This window comes from Microbacterium soli (genome assembly GCF_039539005.1).
GTDB lineage: Bacteria > Actinomycetota > Actinomycetes > Actinomycetales > Microbacteriaceae > Microbacterium > Microbacterium soli.
On sequence record NZ_BAABCP010000001.1, the window covers coordinates 1,567,993 to 1,588,211 of the forward strand.

Here is a 20,219-nt window from a genome sequence, read left to right on the forward strand (position 1 = left end):
CTGGGAGTCAGCCGGCCAGTTGCTTCTGCGAAGCGGCCAGGGATTCATCGAGGAAGTCGGCGACGCGCACCATCACTCTCTTGAATGTGGGATCGTCGTCGAACATCCACTCGGTGTGTCCTTTGCCCTCGAGAAACTCGATCTGCTTGGGCTCGAGTGCGTGATCATAGAGCGATTGCGCTTCCAAAGGCTTGTGCAGGCCGTTCTCGCTCCCATGCATGATCAGGAGCGGACGCGGTGCGAGGTGCCGTACGGCGTCTTCGGCGGTGAAGCGGAGGATGTAATCGGCGGACTCCAGGGTGACGCCGCCGCCGTAGCCGGGCGCCTTGTAGAGCTCTTCGCCGACGTACTGGTCCGTCCGCTCATCGAGGTTGAGTCGGATGATGTCCCACGGGCTGGTGAGTTCGGATCGGCCATGCGCGGCGCGGTGGATGCGATCCGCCTCGATCCGGCTCACCAGGGAGTCCCATGACTTCTGATCGTGCATGCTTCGTACGGCGCGGCGTCCGTCGACCAGGCTGTTGATGCAGACAACGGCGGAGACTCGAGGATCGCTGGCTCCTTCGACCGCTGCGACGCCGCCGCCGAGCGCCCAACCGAGGAGGGCAATGCGATCACCGTCGACTTCGGGGACACCCATGAGCCGATCGACCCCGGCGCGCACGTCCTCCACCCACTCCTGCGGTACTAGCCGACCACGCTCCCCCTCGGAGAGCCCGAATCCGCGGTAATCGAACGCCAACACCGCGTATCCGCGCTGGGTGAGGGCGCGGGCGAATCGCTCGGGGTGGATAATCTTCTGTCCCAGGTATCCGGAGCACGCGACGACGGTCGGATAGGGGGGCGCGACGTCGCCGTCGGGCAGGTGCAGGTCGGCGTCGAGTCGCATCGCGTTCGAGAAGTAGGGCAGGGGGCGGACGGTCATGGTCTTCCTTTTACTGTTGTTGTGTGGTGCGGAGTGAGGAACGTCGAGAGCTAGGGGCGTCTGGCGCAGAGCGTCCTGGTGAGATGCATCGCCGCAGCTTGGACTTCGCGTGCGCCGCTGAGGAGCACGTCCTCGGCGCGGAAGGTTGGGAAGGAGATGTTGATCGCGGCGACGACGCGGCCGCTGAAATCGCGGACCGGCGCTGCGACGGCAACGACGCCGCGCTCATACTCCTCATGGACGACGGCATAGCCGGCTCGGCGCGCATCGTGTAGGCGGGAGAGGAAGTCCGCCTCGTCGGTGGGGGCGTTTGGCCCTCCAGGTGGGAAGCCGGATTTTGCGATCATCTCTCTGACCTCATCGTCATCGTGGTCGAACAGCAGCACCCGGCCCGCGGAGGTGCAGTACATCGGCGTCGCTCGCCCGACGAGTCCGTTTCCCTGGATGGTCCGCCCCGGCGTCTCCGACATCAAGGTGAGGACCTGCTGGTTCTCCAGCGCGGAGAGGTGTGCGGCCTCGTTCACGCGGGCGACCAGTTGGCGCAGTACTGTGGGCGCGAGCGTGAGCAGCTGCTGATCGATCGTGCTGGCTGCGAGCGCATAGAGGCGCCAGCCGAGGCGGTACTTCAGCGTTTCCTGATCCCGGAGCACGAATCCGGAGTCCGCGAGGACAGCCAACGTGCGCGAGACCTGGGTCTTCTCCCGGCCGATCAGCTTAGCCAGCTGCACAACGCCGAAACCGCCTGATTGGGCGGCCTCCGGTGTGCCGAGCTCGGAAAGTAGAGCGATCGCCCGTGCCAGGCTCGTGGAACCTTCGTTGGTCATGCCTCCGATCCTGAGCGCAAGGAGGGAAATAGCGCAACAGGAGTTGCTGTATGCGCACCGATCCGACGAAGGTCAACGGCGTTCAATGAGCCGTTGCTGTATGCGCAAGCGGAGTTGCTTCGCCGACGCACTGTGACTAAGCAGAGTCGTGACCCACTTTGCGTTGAAGGAGGCACACATGGTGCGGATCGCGATTGCCCAGGTCGACTGCCAGCTTGGAGACGTCGAGGCGAACCTGGAGACGGCCCGATCCCAGGTGCTTTCAGCGCGGGATCGTGGCGCCGAGCTCGTCGTGTTCCCCGAGCTCTCGCTGCACGGGTACGCCCTCGCGACGCTCGACGAGGACCGGTCGCTTCGCGCGGATGACCCTCGACTCACCGTTCTCGGGGACCACGGCCCCGATGTTCTGGTCGGATTCCACGAGGATGGTGCGATACGTCGCTACAACTCGGCTGCGTACGTCTCCGAGGGTGAGGTCCTGCATGTCCAGCGCAAGCTGTATCTTCCGAACTACCTGGTGTGGGAGGAGAAGAAGCACTCGAGCGCTGGGCAGGATCTGAGGGCCTTCGATGCGCGGGTCGGCAGAGTGGCGACGCTGATCTGCAACGACGCATGGCAGCCCGTTGTTCCGTGGCTTGCTGCGCAGGACGGTGCCGAGATCATGCTCATAATCGCCGACAGTGCATCCGGGTACGGTCCGGAGTCACTCGACAACATTCATTACTGGACCGAGCTGCTTCGCTTCCACGCGATGATGAATCAGAGCTGGGTCGTCTTCTGCAACCGTGTGGGCACGGAGCGGGGCGCGCGCTTCTGGGGCGGATCTCGGGTGATCGACCCTCTCGGACAGGTGGTCGCAGAGGCCCAGCTTTGGGAGCCCGAGCTGCTGGTCTGTGACATCGATGTCGACAAAGCGCGTCATCGACGTCACGAGGTGCCGCTCGTCGCCGAGGCGCGGCTCGATTTCGTGCGACGCGAGGTCACACGTTTGATCGCGGACGGAGGCGACGCGTGACCGGCGCAGCGGGGGATCGCCGTGTTTGATGTGCATGTGCATTCGGCCCCGGACGTGAGCCCACGGCTCGCCGACGATCATCAGATCGTTGAATGGTATGACGAGGCGGGATACTCCGGCTGCGTGCTCAAAGGGCACTACGGCGAAACGGCAGGGCGCGCCGCCATCGTAGGGCGTGGCCTGAACGTGAGGGTGTATGGCTCCCTGGTGCTCAACCAGCAGGTCGGCGGGATCAACCCCGAGGCGGTGGCGGCTGCGCTCGAGATGGGAGCGCGGGTGGTCTGGATGCCGACGGCCGATGCGCACACGCAGCAAACGGCCGGTCTACCGCGATTGTGCTGTGGCCGCCCGGAGCTCTCTCAGGTCACCTATGCGATACCTCCTGTCGATTACTCCACCGCTGAGGCGTGCAGGCTCATTCTTCGTCTTGTCGCCGATGCCGACGCGGTGCTGGCGACCGGTCACCTCTCCACAGCCGAGGTCGCTTGGCTGCTCGACGAGGCGCGGCGCACGGGAGTGCGACGAATGATGCTCACCCATCCCAGCTATACCGTCCCCTTCATGTCAGCATCCGAGGCGCGCTCACTCACCGGCCGCGGTGCGTTCGCGGAGATCACTGCCGCCCAGCTGCTCGACCAGCCCGGATTCGGTGCCGAGGAGATCGCCGCGTTCATCCGTGGGGTCGGGTATGACAGGATCCTGCTCTCCTCTGACGCTGGACAGTCGCACAATCCGCCACCGCCCATTGCGCTGGAGACACTCATCGAGCAACTGGTCGGAGAGGGGCTCGATCGGTCTGCCCTTGTCGACGCGGCGTCTGCGGTTCCCGAGACGCTGGTCGTACCATGACCGTCCCGGAGTCATTTCCTTTCCCCGCGACGGTGCCTCTTCCGAATCTGGTGAGTAGCGTCGAGCGGTTCCTGCGGTGGTGCGAGCCGCTCCTTACCGCGGACGAGGTCCGTGCGACATTACGGGCCGCCGAGGAGTTCCTCGCCTCCGATGCTCTCGGGCACGACGTACAGCGTGTACTCGCGGCCAGGGAACAATCAGCGACGGGGAGCTGGCTGGATGACTTCTGGGATCGGCGGTATCTCGGACGCCGGAGCCGAATCGCGATGGATGCGAACTTCTTCTTCCTCCTCGAAGGTGATTCTGGAGAACAGGTCGACCGTGCGGCGCGCCTCACCCGGGCCCTCCTAGAGGCGCAACGTACCCTGCGAGCGAGCGCATCGCCCGGGCAACTCGGAGAGGCATTCGGACGCAGTCGTATTCCCGGGATCAGCATCGACACCACGGTGTGGGCACCCGATTCCCGTCATATCGTCGTTCTTGCGAAGGGGCAGGCGTTCCGAGTGCAAGTGCTGGACGCGGCACGGAAGCCGCTGTGTGTGGAGCGCCTGGTTGCGGCGTTTCGCCGCGCGGAGTCCCTCAGCGAGTCCGCGAACGGCGGGCTGCGCGGCGTCGGGCGGGCCACCACACTTCCCCGCAGAGATTGGGCGCTGCTCCGCCGCACGCTGAAGGCCTCCGTGACGAGTGCGAGGGCACTGGAAGCGATCGATTCGGCTCTGTTCATCGTCTCGCTCGACGGTGCGTCTCCGATCGGCGACCAGGACTCGAGCGCTGCACTACTGCACGGTGACAGCGCGAATCGCTGGTTCGACAAGTCCTTGAGTCTGATCGTGTTCGCCAACGGGGTGGCGGGGCTCAACTTCGAGCATTCTCGCATCGACGGTCTGTCTGCGTCTCAGCTGATGACACTGCTCCGAACGGCCGAGTCCACAGCCGCGGGCGAGGGATGTGAGTCGGATGGCTCGGTTGATGTCACCCCTCTGCATTTCGAGCCCGACGAGGACGCGGACCGATTGATCCATGCCGCCGGGAGTCGTTTTGCGGAGGCGGCCTCCCGGAGTGTGAGCCGAGTGCTCGTCTTTGATGAGTTCGGTGCCGAGCAGGTGAAGCGGTGGTCGTCGTCGCCGGATGCGTTCGTTCAGATGGCTTTTCAGCTTGCCAACCATGATGTGCGCGGAAAGTCCGGGTCGACCTACGAGTCGATCTCGATGGCCGCATCGGGCGGGCGGACGGAAGCAATGCGGGTCGTCACACCGGAGTCCGTGGAGTTCGTCATCGCCATGGGTGATGCACGCTATACAGCTCAGCAGAGATGGCAGGCGTATCGCCGCGCTGTAGACGCGCACGTGGCTCGGGTGAGCGACTGCAAGCACGGCAGGGCCCCTGAACAGCACCTATGGCAGATCGCCATGCTCATCGAGGCGAGCGGGGCTCAGGTGCCGAGCCTGTTCACCTCTCCAGGGTGGCGGGCGATGCGAGATGAGCGGATGAGCACGAGCGCCGTGCAGGCGGATGGTGTACGGGTGTTCGGTTTCGGCGCGACCGGTGCGGACTGCATCGGTGTGGCCTATTCGTGCCGACCGGACGACATCTCCGTTCACCTCCACGCTGCCACGGAGGCCGCGGGCGAGATCGACAGATTCGCGGAGGGGGTCATGGAATCCTTCCGGCGGATCGGCGTGCTTCTTGAGACCGCCGCGTCGCGACGGTCGGCATCCCTTCCGACGTCGAGGCCATGCGGACCTCCGATCCGGCCGCCGCGCACGAGTGGCGGCTGCGGCTGAGGGGCGAGCTGGAGGGACACCTCGGCAAGGGGCTGCGCATCGCCGGCTTCGACGTCGACCGCGGCTACCTGCTGACGAAGTAGCCGCTCACGTCGGCGGCAGCACGAAGTCGCCTGTCTCGCCGGGGTTGACCGCGACCTCCCAGCGGAACCCATCCGGGTCGGAGAAGTACCCGGAGTACCCGCCCCACTCCCGGCGCACCGCTGGTCGGACCTCGGCGCCGAGCGCCGCGGCCTCCGCGAGGACGGCATCCGCCTCCGCCTCGGTGGCGACGTTGTGCGAGAGGGTGATGGGCGCGACGCCGGATGCCGGGGCCTGGCCGATCTCCGCCGTGAATCCCGCCACGCTCCACAGCGACAGGATGAGGCGCTCCGCCACCGGGAGCATGATCACCTCGCCCTCGGCCTCGAAGATCGGCCGCCACCCGAGGCCGTCCACGTAGAAGTCGCGGCTGCGGCCCACATCCGCGACGGCGAGGGTGAGGAAGCTCAGACGTTGATCCATGCGCGCAACTCTGCCATCGGCATCCGACACCGGCAACGGCCGATCGGCGTTGGGGCCGCGACGGTAGGATGGGGATGCCCGTGCTCACGGGCAGTCCCACGTCATCCGACCATTGGAGCCACCGTGGCCGAACAGTCCCGTCTTGACAAGGTCATCGCCCTCGCCCGCCATCGCGGGTTCGTGTTCCAAGCGGGTGAGATCTACGGCGGTTCCCGTTCGGCATGGGACTACGGGCCCCTCGGCACCGAGCTGAAGGAGAACATCCGACGGCAGTGGTGGCAGACCTTCGTGCGCGGGCGCGGCGACATGGTGGGGCTGGACTCGTCGATCATCCTCCCCAAGCGGGTGTGGGAGGCGTCGGGTCACGTCGCGACCTTCACGGACCCGCTGGTCGAGTGCCTCAGCTGTCACAAGCGGTTCCGCGCCGACAACCTCATCGAGGACTTCGAGGCGCGCAAGGGCCGTAAGGCAGAGAACGGGCTCGCCGACATCCCCTGCCCGAACTGCGGCACGAGGGGTCAGTACACCGAGCCGAAGGCGTTCTCCGGCCTCGTGAAGACCTACCTCGGCGTCGTGGATGACGAGTCGGGCCTGCACTTCCTGCGCCCCGAGACCGCGCAGGGCATCTTCGTCAACTTCTCCCACGTGCTGACGGCTTCGCGAAAGAAGCCCCCGTTCGGCATCGGCCAGATCGGCAAGGCGTTCCGCAACGAGATCACGCCCGGCAACTTCATCTTCCGCACCCGCGAGTTCGAGCAGATGGAGATCGAGTACTTCGTGCCGCCGGCCGAGGCGCAGCACTGGTTCGAGCACTGGGTGCAGGCGTGCTGGGACTGGTTCGTGGACCTCGGGATCGACCCGGAGAACATCCGGCAGTTCGACGTGCCCGAGGACGACCGCGCCCACTACTCCGCCGCGACGATCGACGTCGAGTACCGGTTCGGCTTCGCGGGCAAGGAGTGGGGCGAGCTGATGGGCATCGCCAACCGCACCGACTACGACCTGTCCAGCCACACCGAGGCGTCCGGCACGTCGCTGACCTACTTCGACCAGGCCTCCGGCGAGCGGTACACGCCTTACGTGATCGAGCCGTCCTTCGGCCTCACCCGTGCCATGATGGCGTTCCTCGTCGACGCGTACGTCGAGGAGCAGGTGCCCAACGCGAAGGGCGGCACCGACACCCGCACTGTGCTCAAGCTCGACCCGCGACTGGCGCCCGTCAAGGTCGCCGTGCTGCCGCTGTCGCGCAACGAGCGGCTCTCGCCGCTGGCGCGCGAGGTCGCCGACACCCTGCGGGGCCGCTGGGCGATCGACTTCGACGACGCCGGTGCCATCGGCCGCCGCTACCGCCGACAGGACGAGGTCGGCACGCCGTTCTGCGTCACGGTCGACTTCGACTCGCTCGACGACGACGCCGTGACCGTGCGCGACCGCGACACCATGGGCCAGGAGCGCGTGCCCCTCACGGAGCTGCAGGCGTACCTGGCCGAGCATTTGCGCGGCGCCTGACTCCGGCGGGGCCCGCGGCCGCGGCGCCGTCAGCATCCGTCGCCGCGGGGCGCTCGGCATCCGTCGGCGCCGGGCCCTCGGCATCCGTTCTTCTCCTGCCCCCGTTGCCCTCCTGCCCCGTTCTTCTGTCACCGAGAACAGGAGATTCGTCGGAAACAGGAGAATCTGAGCCACCTCGTCCTGTTCTGAGCGAATCTCCTGTACTCGCGCAGAGGCTGGGCACGGATGCTCGTGGCCGGGCACGGATGCTCGCGCACAGCCGGGCACGGATGCGCGAGCATCCGTGCTACTTGACGACGACCATCGTGCCGGTCTCGGTGAACTCCCGCTCGATCTCGGCGTTGGGCTTGTAGGTCGCCAGGCTCACGATCACGGCGGTGATGAGCGCCAGAACGAAGCCGGGCAGCAACTCGTACAGCTCGAACCAGCCGCCCTCGAAGGCGGCCCAGACGAACACCGTCACCGCGCCGACGACCATGCCGGCCAGCGCGCCCCAGTTGGTGAGCTTGCGCCAGTACAGGCTCAGCAGCACCAGCGGCCCGAACGAGGCGCCGAAGCCCGCCCAGGCGAAGCCGACCAGGCCCAGGATGGAATCGTTCGGCGTGATGGCCAGCAGCATCGCCACGATCGCCACGCCCAGCACGCACAGCCTGCCCAGCACCACGAGGCGCTTCTCGTCCGGCGGCGTCTTCTTGAGCACCTTGTAGAGGTCCTCGACGAGGGCCGAGGAGCACACGATGAGCTGGCTGGAGAAGGTGCTCATGATCGCGGCCAGCACCGCGGCCAGCACGAGACCGGCGACCAGCGGATGCAGCAGCGTCTGCGACATCACCAGCAGGATCGTCTCGGGGTCGCCGAGGGTGATGCCCTCCTTCTGGATGAACGCGACGCCGACGAGCCCGCCGAACACCGCGCCGCCCAGCGACAGCACCTGCCAGGTCACGCCGATGCGCCGGGCGCTCTTCGCGGCCTGCGGAGTGCGCAGCGCCATGAAGCGCACGATGATGTGAGGCTGCCCGAAGTACCCCAGGCCCCAGGCGAGGCCGGAGAGGATACCGATGAGCGTCACGCTGGTCAGGCCCGTGCCGCCGAGCCAGTCGAAGTGGCTCGCGTCCAGCGAGCTGATGAGCGACATGGTCTCGCCCCAGCCGCCCACGGCGATGACCGCGGCGACAGGGACGACGAGGACGGCGATGCAGAGCATGATGCCCTGGACGACGTCGGTCAGCGACGCCCCGAGGAACCCGCCGAAGAGCGTGTAAAGCAGTGTCACGCCGGAGACCAGCAGCATGCCGACGACGTAGTTGCCGTTGAAGGAACTCTCGAAGAACACGCCGCTGGCGACCATTCCCGAGGACACGTACAGGGTGAAGAACACCAGGATGATGAGGCTCGACACGATGCGAAGCAGGCGCGTCTTGTCCTTGGTGCGGTTCTCGAAGAAACTCGGGATCGTGATGGAGTTCTCGGATGCCTGGGTGTACGCGCGCAGGCGCGGCGCGACCACGAGCCAGTTCAGATAGGCCCCGACGGTGAGGCCGATGGCGATCCACGCCTCGATGAGTCCGCTGAGGTAGATGGCACCGGGCAGGCCCATGATGAGCCAGCCGGACATGTCCGAGGCGCCGGCGCTGAGCGCCGCCACCCAGGCGGGCAGATCTCGCCCCCCGAGCATGTAATCCTCGTGGCCGCTGGTCTTCTTGTATGCGCTGTACCCGATGTAGAGCATCGCGGCGAAATAGATGCCGAGTGCGATGTACAGCCAGATCTGGTCGGACATCATCGTCCTTTCTCCGTGTCGGCGAGGTGGGCCAGGGCACGTCCTGCGTGCTGGTCAACACCCCCTGGAGTCTTCGGACATGAGCGCTGCCCACGATCTCTCGTCCCCCCAGTGTTGTCGCTCGGGACGGTGATGTAAAGCGCATCGCATGGTCCCGCATGCCAGGAGCCCTCCTGAACGGTGTCGTTCAGGAGGGCTCCTGGTCTGGGGAGATCGGTGCGGGGGCAGTGTCAGAAATCTTCGCCCTCGGCCTGTGAGGGGTGCCGGTCGAACCAGTACGGCCGACCGATGAACAGCAGTGCGTCGCTGTCGAACAGGTCGTCGTTGTCGTCGCGTTCCATTGGAGGCTCCTTTGCACGCGCTGAATGGGTCGCCTTCAGTTTCGCGTACATACAGACCCTCCTGTCGAGTGATCATGACGAAAGAACTGCTGTTCCTTCATCGTGGTCAAGGAGTGCGGTGCTCCACGGTGTCCGTTCGCCTGTCCGGGGCCGTTCGGAAGCCGTCCGGGGTCACCCTGCGCGACCGAGAACAGGAGATTCGGCCGGAACAGGACGATCTGCGCCGGATCGTCCTGTTTCCAGCAAATCTCCTGTTCTCGGTGAATGGATGCCGGGATGCACGGTGAACGGATGCCGGAGTGCACGGTGAACGGATGCCGCAGCGCACGCCGGACGCCGCAGCGCACGCCCGCGGTGCACGCGGCGCCGTCATCCGCGCGCGATGCGCAGCGTGCGCACCTCGAACGGGTGCAGTGACAGCTCCCCGCCGGTGCGCGGGGCGTCCAGCTCGTCCTCGATGAGCGACACCTCGCGGATGCCGGTGTGCGCGAACCCGACGGCGAGCGTCCCGCGCGTGCGGCGGCCCAGGGACTCGTACACGCGCATGATCACGTCGCCCGAGCGGTCGTCGGCGAGCTTCACCGACGAGACCACGATCCCCGCACCGGTCACCGACACGAGCGGTTCGACCTCCCTCGCGCCCCGCACGATGTGCGACGGGGCGTTGAGGCGGATGCCCTCGGCGGTCGCGACCTCGGCATCCGCTCCGATCACCAGGCCCACCTCGATCTCGTGGCGGCCGTGATCGGTGTCGGGGTCGGGGAAGCGCGGGGCGCGCAGCAGCGACAGGCGGATGGTCGTCGTCACGTCGTCGCCGTCCACGTCGCGCGAGGTGTCGTAGCCGTAGATCGAGTCGTTCACGAGGGCGACGCCGAAGCCGTCATCCTCCTGTGCGAGCACGAAGCGGTGCATGGAGGTCTCGAACTTCGCCGCCTCCCAGCTGGTGTTCACATGCGTGACCCGGCGCTGGAAGCCGAACTGCGTCTCGGCGAGCGTCTCACGGGCGAACAGATCGAGCGGGAAGGCGAGCTTGAGCAGCTTCTCGGTCTCGTGCCAGTCGATGTCGTTGCGCAGCAGCACCATGCGCGACCCGGGGCGCAGCACGATCGTCTGAGCCAGGCGCGATTCGCTGAACGCCCGGTCGACCACCACGACGGCGGCACCGTCGACGACGGACGCCGAGATCGACGACACCGCGGTGAGGTCGTCGACCCGGTTGCGGTAGTACCGGTCGATGTCCCATGCGTCCCACATGTTCGGGAAGTCCTGGTGCAGCTGGAACAGGTTCGCGGGCCGGCCTGCCGGGATCGTCTCGCGGCCGGTGGCTCTGTCGATCGCGGAGGTGATCAGGCCCTCGGGGGAGACGGTCACGGCGACGAGGTCGTTGGTGAGGGTGAAGCCGCCGTCGGGGCGCTCGGACAGCGTGATTGCCTCGGCACTCCCGGATGCCGGGGATGCGGCCTCCGCGAACGCCGCCCCCAGCGCCCGCCCGGCACCGACCGAGGTCGGGGTGAACACGAGCTCGCGCTCGCCGGAGCCCGCCAGCGCCTGCCGGGCCGCATTCGACAGCTCCTCGGCATCCGACAGCACAGCGGTCAGGACCTCGACGGCCTCGCGATGCACCCACGCGATCGACGTGCCCGGCAGGATGTCGTGGAACTCGTGCAGCAGCACGGTCTGCCACAGCCGGTCCAGTTCGTCGTGCGGGTACTCCGCACCCAGTCGCACGGTCGCCGTCGCGGCCCACAGCTCGGCCTCGATGAGCGCCTGCTCGGCCCAGCGGTGCAGCGCCTTGGTGGCGTGCTGACTGGTGAGTGTGCCGCGGTGCAGCTCGAGGTACAGCTCGCCGACCCAGACGGCCGGGTCCGTCAGCTCCGCGCGGGCCTCGGCGAAGAAGGCATCCGGATGCTTCCATTCGACCTGCGCGGACCCCTCCAGCGATGCCAGCCGTGCGGCCTTCCCCGCCATCTCGCGGGTCGTGCCGCCTCCGCCGTCGCCCCAGCCCACCGGGGCGATCGACATGGTCGCCCGGCGGTTCTCCTTGAACTGGCGCGACGCCTTGGCCACCTCCTCGCCCGACAGCTGCGCGTTGTAGGTGTCCATGGGCGGGAAGTGCGTGAACATCCGCGAGCCGTCGATGCCCTCCCACAGGAAGGAGTGGTGCGGGAACACGTTGCGCTGGTTCCAGGAGATCTTCTGCGTGAAGAACCATTCGAACCCGGCCCGGCGCATCAGCTGCGGCAGGGCGGGCGAGTAGCCGAAGCTGTCGGGCAGCCACACGCCCCGGGAGCGGATGCCGAACTCGCGCTCGAAGAAGCGCTGGCCGTACGAGAACTGGCGCACGAGCGACTCGCCGGTCGGCATGACCGTGTCGGATTCCACCCACATGCCGCCCAGCGGCAGGAAGCGGCCGGCTTTCACGGCGTCCTTGACCCGGGCGAACACCTCGGGGCGGTGCTCCTTGATCCAGGCGTACTGCTGCGCGCTGGACATGCCGTACAGGAACTCGGGCTGCTCGTCGATGAGCGTCGTCATCGAGGCGGTCGTGCGGGCGACCTTGCGGATCGTCTCGCGCACCGGCCACAGCCAGGCCGAGTCGATGTGCGCGTGGCCGATGGCCGCGATGCGATGCGCGCTGGCATCCGCGGGGGAGGCCAGCACCTCGGCCAGCTGCTCCCGCGCATCCGGTGCCGTCTCGACGATGCGCTGCAGGTCGAGCACGTCCAGGGCGTCGTCGAGGGCCTGCAGGATGCGCATGCGGCGCGGCGAGGTCTCGGGCAGTTCGGCCTGCAGCTCGATGAGCACCTCGAGGTCGAGGGCGAGTTCGAACACGTCCTTCTCGAACACGGCGAGATCCATGTGCCGAACGCGGTACAGCGGCTCGGGGGAGGAGGTGCGGATGTCGCCCTCCTGCGTGGGCAGGAACGGGTGGTAGTCCAGCAGCACCGGGTTGGATGCGCCCTCGAGGTAGAACTCCACGGCCCGGCCGGGTTCGGCGGCATCGGTCACCGGCAGCCACTGGCTGCGCGGGTTCAGGCTCTTGATCGGCACCGGGCCGGAGTCGGATGCCCGGTACGCGAGCGCCTCGCACTGGAAGCCGGTCATGTTGACGTCGAAGCCGAGGTCGATGAGGGCCTCGACCCGCTTCCCCGCCCACAACGCCGGCACCTCGCCGCGCACGCGGAACCACGTCGTGCCCCACGCGGAACCCCACATGCTCCCGGCGGTGAACGGCTCGAAGTCCAGTGCCAGGCCCTCCGCGGGGCTGATCGGCTCGCCCGGGAGCGGGTGCGCCGCGATCTCCAGCGGCACGCGCGCGGAGTGGACCGCCGGTCGCACGCGCTCGGTGAGGACGCGGTTCACGCGGCCGACGGTGAGCGAGGACTCTTCGTGCATGGCTATGCTCCTTCGCAATGGGAGAATGAGTGCGGTCGGTCTGAAACAGGGCGGATCGATCACGACTAAAACGATCTAGTACGGTGAGTCTATGTCACGTTCCAAGCGTGTCACCATCGCGGACATCGCGCGGCAGGCAGGCGTCTCCCCCGGCGCCGTCTCCTTCGCCCTCAACGGGCGGCCCGGGGTGAGCGAGGCGACCAGGCAGCGCATCCTCGCCGTGGCCGACGCGCACCAGTGGCGACCCAGCTCCACGGCGCGCGCCCTGGTCGGCGCCCGCGCCGGGGTGGTCGGCTTCGCCGTGAACCGCCCCGCGCGCACCCTGGGCACCGAGGCGTTCTTCACGGACCTCATCGCCGGTGTGCAGTCCGCGCTCGCCGCACGGCGGATCGGCCTGCAGCTGGGGGTGGTGCCCACCCTCGACGAGGAGATCGCCACCTACCGGCGCTGGCGCAGCGCCAACCAGGTCGACGGCGTGTTCGTGCTCGACCCCCTCGAGGACGATCCGCGGGCGCGGGTCCTGGAGTCCCTCGCACTGCCGTCGGTGATGCTCGGCGGCACCCCGTCGGGCCCGGGCGAGCCGGCGACCATCTGGCTCGACGACGCACGGGCCGCGCACACCGTGTTCGACTATCTGGCAGAGCTCGGACACCGCAGGATCGCCTACCTGTCGGGGCCCGCCGAGTACCAGCACGTCCGGCTCCGCTCCGAGGTGCTGTCCGGGCTCACCGGACACGGCGTGAGCGGTGAGACGATCATCACGGACTACTCCCCGCGCGAGGTCACCGTGGTGATGCGCTCGCTGCTGGACCGCTCCGAACGGCCCACCGCCGTCGTCTTCGACAACGACGTCATGGCCATCGCGGGGCTGCGCGTCACACAGGAGACGGGCGTGGCGGTGCCGACGGAGATGTCGCTGGCCTCCTTCGACGACTCCGTGGTCACCGGGCTCGTGCACCCGGCGCTCACCTGTCTCACCCGCGACACCTTCGAGTTCGGCGAGCAGGCGGCCGAGTTCCTGCTGGATCAGATCGAGCACGACGGCAAGATCGAGGACCGCCGGGGCCCGCAGCCGCAGCTCACGGTGCGCGAGAGCACCGCCCCGCCGCCGGCGTGAATCCGGCGAGCCGGGCGATGACGGACCGGCCGGCCGGTCACGCGGCCGACGCACCGGCCGGTCACGCGACGACGGTGTTGTTCGACGAGTAGACGCCCACGCCGGTCGTCAGGTCGGGGCGCACGAGCTCGGCGATGCCGCGCGCGGACAGGCGCGCCGCATCCGCGGCATCCGTCGACGTGATGAAAGCCGCATCAGCGCCGGACTCGCAGGCATCCACCCAGGCCTGGAAGATCGCGCCCCCCGGGCTCATCGCCGCGCGGCTGACCGGCACGCCCTGTGCATCCACCTCGATCACGATCCCGGTCGTGCGCGCGGGCGCCGCCCGACGCGCGCGCAGCTCGGGGATGATCTCGGCGAAGCGCAGGCCGATCGGCTTGACGGCGCCGCCGTTGTCGAGCAGGCCCAGCGAGTACTCGAGCTCGGGGAAGTCCGCCAGCTCCCTGCTGACGTCGTGCGAGCACCACCACGTCACGCCCCACAGGTTCTCGGTGCGCACGGCGGAGCGCACGGTGGCCTCCAGGAATCCCGGCATCTGCTCCGGCGTCAGACAGGTCGACGGCGCACCGACCTCCTGCAGCCAGACGGGCCGGGCCGGGTCGGTCGCGAACGCCCGGGAGAGCTCGATCATGTATTCGGCATGGCGGTCGGATGCCGTGGAGCGGCCGCCGTAGCGCTGCGCGGTGCCGTTGAAGATCCAGGAGTGCACCGTGGTCATCGACCCCAGTCGGGATGCCAGGGCGGGGGTGAATCCGTGACCGTCCATGTACCAGACGGCGTCGTACTCGCTGTGCACGTGGTCGCGGCCCGGTGCGGCGCGCTCCGCGGCATCCAGCAGCGCGCTGGCCCAGCTCGCCGCCTCGTCCTCCGTGACCGGCCACGGGTGCGGGTGCGTCTGGGCCGAGAACTGGTTGGTCTCGTTGCCGAGCGTGAAGCCGAGGAAGTTGTCGGCGTCGTTCAGCGCCGCGCCCAGCCGCTCCACGAGCGCGACCTGGCCGGCGATCGCGTCCGGATGGGTGAACATGCTCCGGTCGTGCCAGGTGCTCAGCCACGCGGGGATGAAGTCGAAGCTGGACAGATGCCCCTGGATGACGTCCACGCCGACATCCAGGCCGAACTCCGCGGCCACATCGACGACGGCCCGCACATCGGCGACGGCCCGGCCGCGGATGAGCGTGCGGTTCGGCTGCAGCAGCGGCCACAGCGGGAAGATGCGCACATGGTCCAGCCCCAGCTCGGCCAGACCGGCGAAGTCGCGCCGGATCTCATCGAGGTCCAGCGACAGCCAGGAGTGCATCCAGTCCTTCGAGGGCGTGTAGTTGGCGCCGAACCGCAGCGGCCCGTCGGGGGATGCGGATGCGAGCATGGAGACCTTCTCTCGGTGATGTGACGGCGGGGACGGCATGTGTGCGGGAGTTACGGGAAACCTATCGTGTCGGCGACGGTGCCGATACGTTCCTCGAGCTCGGTGAACTCCGCGAGCGACAGCGTGCTCCCGCCGTTCCACGACCGCTCGGCCATCGCCCGCAGCGGCCGGCGGATGCCCCGCATCACGTCGTGGGCGGTCTGCGCCTGCGGGTCGTCGGACCAGACGGAGAAGAACGCGCCCCGCAGCTGCGCGGGATAAGGAGCGGGAAGCTCCTGTCGCGTACCGTCGGGGAGCGCGGGGAACAGGCCCGGATGCCAGTCGGCGCCCCAGATGCGCTCGGCGGTCGGATACCGGTAGCCCGCCTTCTCGCCCAGTACGTGGTACAGCAGCCCGTCGTTGAAGTTGACCAGCTCGCGGCCCGTCCGCACCGCGCGCTGCAGCGGCTGCATGGCGGGATGCCAGTTCGTCCACCAGGTCAGGGCGACGTCGGCGTCGAGCTCGACGGCCTCGCCGCGCAGCATCCCGTCGTTCCACACCCGTGGCGCGAGACCGCGCCCTCGAAGGTGCGCGGCGACGCGGTTGACGAAGTCGGTGAGCAGGTCGAAGCCGGATGCCGAAGGGCCCAGCCGCTCGTGCGCCGTGCGCCGCAGCAGCTCGTGCTCGTGAGTGCGGGTGAGGTCGATGAACTCGTCGCCGCCCAGGTGCCACCGGCGACTGTGCGGGAACAGCGCGGCCACGTCGTCGATCAGGGCGAGGGCGAACGCGACGGCGGCGGGGTCCGTGATGTTCAGTGCGGCGTCGTCGAGCGGGTCGCCTGTCGGCGGCAGGCGGAGCCGCGGATGCTGCGCGAGGACGTGCCGGAGATGACCGGGCATGTCCAGCGACGGGATGAGATCGATGTGCAGGTCGGCGGCGAGATCGGCCAGCCGCACGGCATCCGTCCTGCTGATGTGCTCGGGGGAGACGATCTCCGGGAAGGCGGCGGAGCCGACGCGGAAGCCCTCGTTCTCCGACACATGCCACTGCAGCGCGTTGATCCCGACATCCGCGAGGGTGTGCAGCAGGTGCGCGATCCACTCCGCCGGGTAGTGCTTGCGAGCCGCGTCCAGATGCAGCCCGCGCTCCGGCACCGACGGCGAGGAGCGGACGCGCGCGCGTGGCACGAAGCGCCGGGCGCGGAGATTGTGCAGCAGCTGCCGGGTCGCCCGGAAGGCGCCCGCGGCCGTCGCGACGACGATCGTGATGTCGTCGTCGACGTCGATGAAGAACGACTCCGAGGACACTCCGGCGCGGCCCCGGACCAGCCGCACGGTCGCCTCGTCGCCGTACCCGATCCCCAGATCCGCCAGCTCGCGGGCGAACCGGGCGGCCTCACCGGTCAGTTGCGGATCATCGGCGGTGACCCGCACGGCGGACGCCTGCCAGCGGCCCGAGCCGGGCAGCACCTCTGCGGGGCGCGGGAGGCCGAACCAGCCCGGATCGACCTGCGGATGTGCGTGCCCGGTCATCCCTTGACGCTGCCCTCTTCGACGCCCTTGAAGAACTGCTTCTGCAGGATGGCGAACAGGACGATGATCGGTACCAGTGCGATCATCGTGCCGGCGGCGATCACCCGCGGGTTGGCGGCGAAGTTCGAGCTGAGGTACTCCATGCCGACCGTCAGGGTGTAGTTCGCCGGGTCGGAGAGCACCACCAGCGGCCACAGGAAGTCATCCCAGGCGCCGATGAAGGAGAACAGGGCGACGACGGAGACCATGCCGCGCACGTTCGGCCAGACGATGTGCCGCAGGCGCTGCATGGTGTTCGCGCCGTCGATGGTCGCGGCGTCGAGGGCATCGGGCGGGATCATCCGGCAGGCCGCCATCATGAGCAGCACGTTGATCGCGCCGATCGCGCCGGGCAGGAACACGCCCCACAGGGTGTTGGCCAGCCCCAGCGACTTGACGGTGAGGTACTGGCTGGTGAGCGTGACCTCGCCGGGCAGCAGGAGGGTGGAGAAGATGACCGCCAGCACGACCCACTTGCCTCGGAACCTCATCGTGCCCAGTGCATAGCCGCCGATCGTGGCGAACACCACATTGGAGAGCACCGTCCCGACGCCGACGAGGAGCGAGTGCCACGCGTAGTCAAGCACGGGGATGGTGCGGAACACCTCGGCGTAGTTGTCGAGGGTGGGCGCCTGCGGCACGAGCGTGGGCGGGAAGTCGTAGATGTTCTCGGTGGCGCCCTTGAACGACGTGGACAGCTGCCACAGGAAGGGGAAGACCATCACGGCGAGGATGATCAGGAGCAGAGCGTACTTGCCGATCAGCCCCGCCAGGGAGGGCTTCATGATGTCGGCGGAGCCCTGCGCGCGGTACGGCTTCTCCCGAGGGACGGATGCCCGTCGCTCGGGTCGACGGATGACGGGTGCGCTCATCGGACGACCTCCTCGCGTGCGCGCGTGCGGCGTGCGGCCCGCGCTGCCTGGCGGGTCGCGCGCAGCTCGGCGATCGCGTCGGCGTTGTTGACGATGCCGACGACGGCCAGCGGCACCAGGGTGAGCAGGAACAGGACGAGCGAGATGGCCGAGGCGTAGCCGATCTGGCCGTTCAGGCCCTTGCCCATGGACTGGATGAGCATCACGAGGCTCATGGCGCGGCCGCCGGGACCGCCGGATCCGTGCGAGAGCACGTAGAGCTCAGTGAACACGCGCATCGCGGCCACGCAGATCAGCACCGACACCAGCATCATGGGGCCGCGCACGCCCGGCACGGTCACCGACCAGAACCGCCGCCACGTGCCCGCGCCGTCCATCGCGGCGGCCTCGTGCAGCTCACGGCCGACGTTCCCGAGCGCGGCGAGGTAGACCACCATGTAGTAGCCCAGCCCTTTCCACACCGTCAGGCCGATGGCGCAGAAGATCAGCAGCCAGCGGTCGGACAGGAACTCGATGGGCCGGTCGGCGAGGCCGAAGAACCGCAGCGCGGAGTTGATCGTGCCGCTCCCGGAGAACAGGAACTCCCACACGATCGCGACGACGACGGCCGACGCGATCACGGGGAAGTAGTACGTGGTGCGGAACAGGCCGATCCCAGGGATCCTGGTGTGCACGAGCATCGCCAGCAGCAGCGGCAGGAACGTCAGCAGCGGCACGCACACCAGCACGTACACGAGCGAGGTCGTCAGAGCGTAGACGAAGCGCTCGTCATCGAACAGCCGGGTGAAGTTCGTCAGTCCGATGAACTTCACCGGGCGGAGGGGACGGGCATCCGTGAACGCCAGGACGATGGTGTTCAGGAACGGCCACAGGGCGAAGACGATCACCCAGATGACGGCCGGCAGCACCAGCAGATACGGCGTGAACCATCTCTGTCTGTTCACTCGATGCCCTCCCCTCCGCTCAGCGCCGGATCACTCGACGACGTTCTGCTGCGCGTACTCGACGGCCTTGTCGAGGGCCTCCTGCCCGGAGATCTCACCGGTGACGGCGAGGGCGATCTGCTGGGCGGCGTAGGTCTCCATGGCCTCGGTGTACTGCGGGGCGCCGGTCATCCTGGCATCCGCCATCTGCGCGCCGGCCAGCTCGTTGGCCGTGCCCTGCAGCTCGTTGACGGGCGTCTCGGAGAAGGCGGCCGGATCGGAGTTCGCCTCGACGGTGCCGGGGAAGAAGCCCGCGGCGAGCTTGACGAACGCGATCTGGTTGGCGGTGTTCGTCGCGAACTCCGCGAACGCCAGGGCCGTCGCGGCATTGGCCGAGTGCGCGGCGACGCTGATGCCCTGCACGAACAGCGGCGGGTTGCCGAAACCGCTGGTCACGGCCACGTCGGTCAGCAGGTTGGGGGCGTTGACGGCGATGTCCTTGTCGATGTAGTTCGGGCCGGCCGTGGTCCACGCGACGCCGCCGGTGTTGAAGCTGTTGATGTTGGCGTTCGCGGTCCCCGCTCCCTGCAGGGCCTCGGGCGTGACCGCGCCGGCCTTGTACAGCTCGGCATAGCGGTCGATGATCTCGGCGGCCTCAGGGGTGTTGAAGACGAACTCGCCGTCCTTGTAGATGTCCTTGACGGCGCCGACGATCTGCAGCATCTTCGGCGTCGGCACCGACGAGAACGTCGGCACACCGGCATCCGCCAGCTTCTGCGCGGCGTCGAGCGTGTCCTCGAAGGTCGCCGGGGGCTCGGTGACGCCGCCCTCGGCCAGCAGGGCGGTGTTCCAGTAGTTCAGCTCGGTGCCCAGGTACCACGGGAACGCGAAGGACCCGTCGATGCCGTCGAACTCGTAGGCCTGCACGCCGCCGGGCACGTACTCGTCGATGACCTTCGAGTCGCTGCCGAGATCGGCCAGCTGACCGGCGGAGGCGAGGGAGTACGCGTACTCCGGCGGCAGGTTGATCACGTCGGGCAGCTCACCGGACTCCGCCTGCTGCAGGACCTTGTCCTCGTAGCCGTCGCCGGGCTGGTCGATCCAGTTCACGGTCGTGCCGGGATGCGCGGTCTCGAACGCGTCGATGAGGCTCTCGAAGTACGGGGTGAACTTCTCGTTCTTCAGTGACCACGTCTGGAACGTGATCTCCCCGGAGATCTCGCCGTCCCCGCCCGTGCTCGGTGCGGGAGCGCCACCGCCGGTGCATCCGGCGAGCATGAGGGATGCCGCCGCCGTGACGGCGACGACTGCTGATGTGCGGTGCTTCATGGGACGTTCTCCTTCGAAGGGTCCAGGTTGATCCGCGTCGAGAACAGCTGCTGCGGCAACCTTTTACTAAAACGGTATAGCAGACGCTAACACAATCTGTTACGGTCCTACTAAACCGCTCTAGTTCGTTATCGG

General features: G+C 67.9%; 16 protein-coding genes. 6 read left to right on the top strand and 10 right to left on the bottom strand.

Annotated features, from left to right (window positions below):
• Positions 1-7: 7 nt before the first annotated feature.
• A complete protein-coding gene (locus ABD770_RS07335) occupies positions 8-994 on the bottom strand; it encodes an alpha/beta hydrolase (RefSeq protein ID WP_344819883.1) in 987 nt (328 codons plus the stop codon).
• Positions 976-1,749 carry an IclR family transcriptional regulator gene (locus tag ABD770_RS07340; RefSeq protein WP_344818878.1) on the bottom strand — a complete coding sequence of 258 codons (774 nt, stop codon included), beginning with the start codon at positions 1,747-1,749 and terminating at the stop codon, positions 976-978. Before ABD770_RS07340 ends, ABD770_RS07335 begins: the two co-directional genes overlap by 19 nt.
• Positions 1,750-1,927: 178 nt before the next feature.
• Between ABD770_RS07340 and ABD770_RS07345 the strand changes: the two genes are divergently transcribed.
• From ABD770_RS07345 to ABD770_RS07360, 4 genes are read left to right on the top strand one after another with little or no spacing between them, the layout of a single operon-like run.
• Positions 1,928-2,764, top strand: a complete 837-nt coding sequence (locus tag ABD770_RS07345; RefSeq protein ID WP_344818879.1) for a nitrilase-related carbon-nitrogen hydrolase — start codon at positions 1,928-1,930, stop codon at positions 2,762-2,764.
• 21 nt (positions 2,765-2,785) lie between these two features.
• Positions 2,786-3,613 (top strand): DUF6282 family protein, encoded by an 828-nt coding sequence (locus ABD770_RS07350; protein ID WP_344818880.1) that lies wholly within the window; start codon positions 2,786-2,788, stop codon positions 3,611-3,613.
• Positions 3,610-5,397 carry a choline/carnitine O-acyltransferase gene (locus ABD770_RS07355; protein ID WP_344818881.1) on the top strand — a complete coding sequence of 596 codons (1,788 nt, stop codon included), beginning with the start codon at positions 3,610-3,612 and terminating at the stop codon, positions 5,395-5,397. The genes ABD770_RS07350 and ABD770_RS07355 overlap by 4 nt, the downstream gene beginning before the upstream one ends.
• Positions 5,349-5,480: a hypothetical protein gene (locus ABD770_RS07360; protein ID WP_344818882.1), complete on the top strand. Its 132-nt coding sequence runs from the start codon at positions 5,349-5,351 to the stop codon at positions 5,478-5,480. Before ABD770_RS07355 ends, ABD770_RS07360 begins: the two co-directional genes overlap by 49 nt.
• 4 nt (positions 5,481-5,484) lie before the next feature.
• Here ABD770_RS07360 and ABD770_RS07365 read toward each other — a convergent pair whose 3' ends face one another.
• Positions 5,485-5,901, bottom strand: coding sequence for a VOC family protein (locus tag ABD770_RS07365; RefSeq protein ID WP_344818883.1), 417 nt, complete (start codon positions 5,899-5,901; stop codon positions 5,485-5,487).
• 123 nt (positions 5,902-6,024) lie between these two features.
• Between ABD770_RS07365 and ABD770_RS07370 the strand changes: the two genes are divergently transcribed.
• Positions 6,025-7,410, top strand: coding sequence for a glycine--tRNA ligase (locus ABD770_RS07370; RefSeq protein ID WP_344818884.1), 1,386 nt, complete (start codon positions 6,025-6,027; stop codon positions 7,408-7,410).
• Between the two features lie 286 nt (positions 7,411-7,696).
• Here the strand turns inward: ABD770_RS07370 and putP are convergent, their stop codons facing one another.
• Together putP and ABD770_RS07380 are read right to left on the bottom strand one after the other, a co-directional pair.
• Positions 7,697-9,190: a sodium/proline symporter PutP gene (gene putP / locus ABD770_RS07375; RefSeq protein WP_344819884.1), complete on the bottom strand. Its 1,494-nt coding sequence runs from the start codon at positions 9,188-9,190 to the stop codon at positions 7,697-7,699.
• Between the two features lie 710 nt (positions 9,191-9,900).
• Positions 9,901-12,927, bottom strand: a complete 3,027-nt coding sequence (locus ABD770_RS07380; RefSeq protein WP_344818885.1) for an alpha-mannosidase — start codon at positions 12,925-12,927, stop codon at positions 9,901-9,903.
• 91 nt (positions 12,928-13,018) lie between these two features.
• Here ABD770_RS07380 and ABD770_RS07385 point away from each other — a divergent pair, with 91 nt between their 5' ends.
• Entirely contained in the window at positions 13,019-14,044 is a 1,026-nt protein-coding gene (locus ABD770_RS07385) for a LacI family DNA-binding transcriptional regulator (RefSeq protein ID WP_344818886.1), read from the top strand.
• A 61-nt stretch (positions 14,045-14,105) separates the two neighbouring features.
• On the opposite strand, the gene ABD770_RS07390 is transcribed toward ABD770_RS07385, so the two are convergent.
• Genes ABD770_RS07390 through ABD770_RS07410 form a run of 5 tightly spaced genes read right to left on the bottom strand, consistent with a single transcriptional unit; the run spans position 14,106 to position 20,084 of the window.
• On the bottom strand, positions 14,106-15,410 hold the full coding sequence (locus ABD770_RS07390) for a glycoside hydrolase 5 family protein (protein ID WP_344818887.1): 1,305 nt from the start codon (positions 15,408-15,410) through the stop codon (positions 14,106-14,108).
• Between the two features lie 50 nt (positions 15,411-15,460).
• Positions 15,461-16,921 carry a family 20 glycosylhydrolase gene (locus ABD770_RS07395; protein WP_344818888.1) on the bottom strand — a complete coding sequence of 487 codons (1,461 nt, stop codon included), beginning with the start codon at positions 16,919-16,921 and terminating at the stop codon, positions 15,461-15,463.
• Entirely contained in the window at positions 16,918-17,832 is a 915-nt protein-coding gene (locus ABD770_RS07400) for a carbohydrate ABC transporter permease (protein WP_344818889.1), read from the bottom strand. Before ABD770_RS07400 ends, ABD770_RS07395 begins: the two co-directional genes overlap by 4 nt.
• A complete protein-coding gene (locus ABD770_RS07405) occupies positions 17,829-18,776 on the bottom strand; it encodes a carbohydrate ABC transporter permease (protein WP_344818890.1) in 948 nt (315 codons plus the stop codon). The genes ABD770_RS07400 and ABD770_RS07405 overlap by 4 nt, the downstream gene beginning before the upstream one ends.
• Before the next feature lie 30 nt (positions 18,777-18,806).
• Positions 18,807-20,084, bottom strand: coding sequence for an ABC transporter substrate-binding protein (locus ABD770_RS07410; RefSeq protein ID WP_344818891.1), 1,278 nt, complete (start codon positions 20,082-20,084; stop codon positions 18,807-18,809).
• Positions 20,085-20,219: the final 135 nt, after the last annotated feature.

Bases quoted from the DNA above. Each gene is read 5' to 3' on its own strand.
- ABD770_RS07340 (WP_344818878.1), bottom strand. From the start codon at position 1,749: ATGACCAACGAAGGTTCCACGAGCCTGGCACGGGCGATCGCTCTACTT.
- ABD770_RS07345 (WP_344818879.1), top strand. From the start codon at position 1,928: ATGGTGCGGATCGCGATTGCCCAGGTCGACTGCCAGCTTGGAGACGTC.
- ABD770_RS07355 (WP_344818881.1), top strand. From the start codon at position 3,610: ATGACCGTCCCGGAGTCATTTCCTTTCCCCGCGACGGTGCCTCTTCCG.
- ABD770_RS07360 (WP_344818882.1), top strand. From the start codon at position 5,349: ATGCGGACCTCCGATCCGGCCGCCGCGCACGAGTGGCGGCTGCGGCTG.
- ABD770_RS07365 (WP_344818883.1), bottom strand. From the start codon at position 5,901: ATGGATCAACGTCTGAGCTTCCTCACCCTCGCCGTCGCGGATGTGGGC.
- putP (WP_344819884.1), bottom strand. From the start codon at position 9,190: ATGTCCGACCAGATCTGGCTGTACATCGCACTCGGCATCTATTTCGCC.
- ABD770_RS07380 (WP_344818885.1), bottom strand. From the start codon at position 12,927: ATGCACGAAGAGTCCTCGCTCACCGTCGGCCGCGTGAACCGCGTCCTC.
- ABD770_RS07385 (WP_344818886.1), top strand. From the start codon at position 13,019: ATGTCACGTTCCAAGCGTGTCACCATCGCGGACATCGCGCGGCAGGCA.
- ABD770_RS07390 (WP_344818887.1), bottom strand. From the start codon at position 15,410: ATGCTCGCATCCGCATCCCCCGACGGGCCGCTGCGGTTCGGCGCCAAC.
- ABD770_RS07395 (WP_344818888.1), bottom strand. From the start codon at position 16,921: ATGACCGGGCACGCACATCCGCAGGTCGATCCGGGCTGGTTCGGCCTC.
- ABD770_RS07400 (WP_344818889.1), bottom strand. From the start codon at position 17,832: ATGAGCGCACCCGTCATCCGTCGACCCGAGCGACGGGCATCCGTCCCT.
- ABD770_RS07410 (WP_344818891.1), bottom strand. From the start codon at position 20,084: ATGAAGCACCGCACATCAGCAGTCGTCGCCGTCACGGCGGCGGCATCC.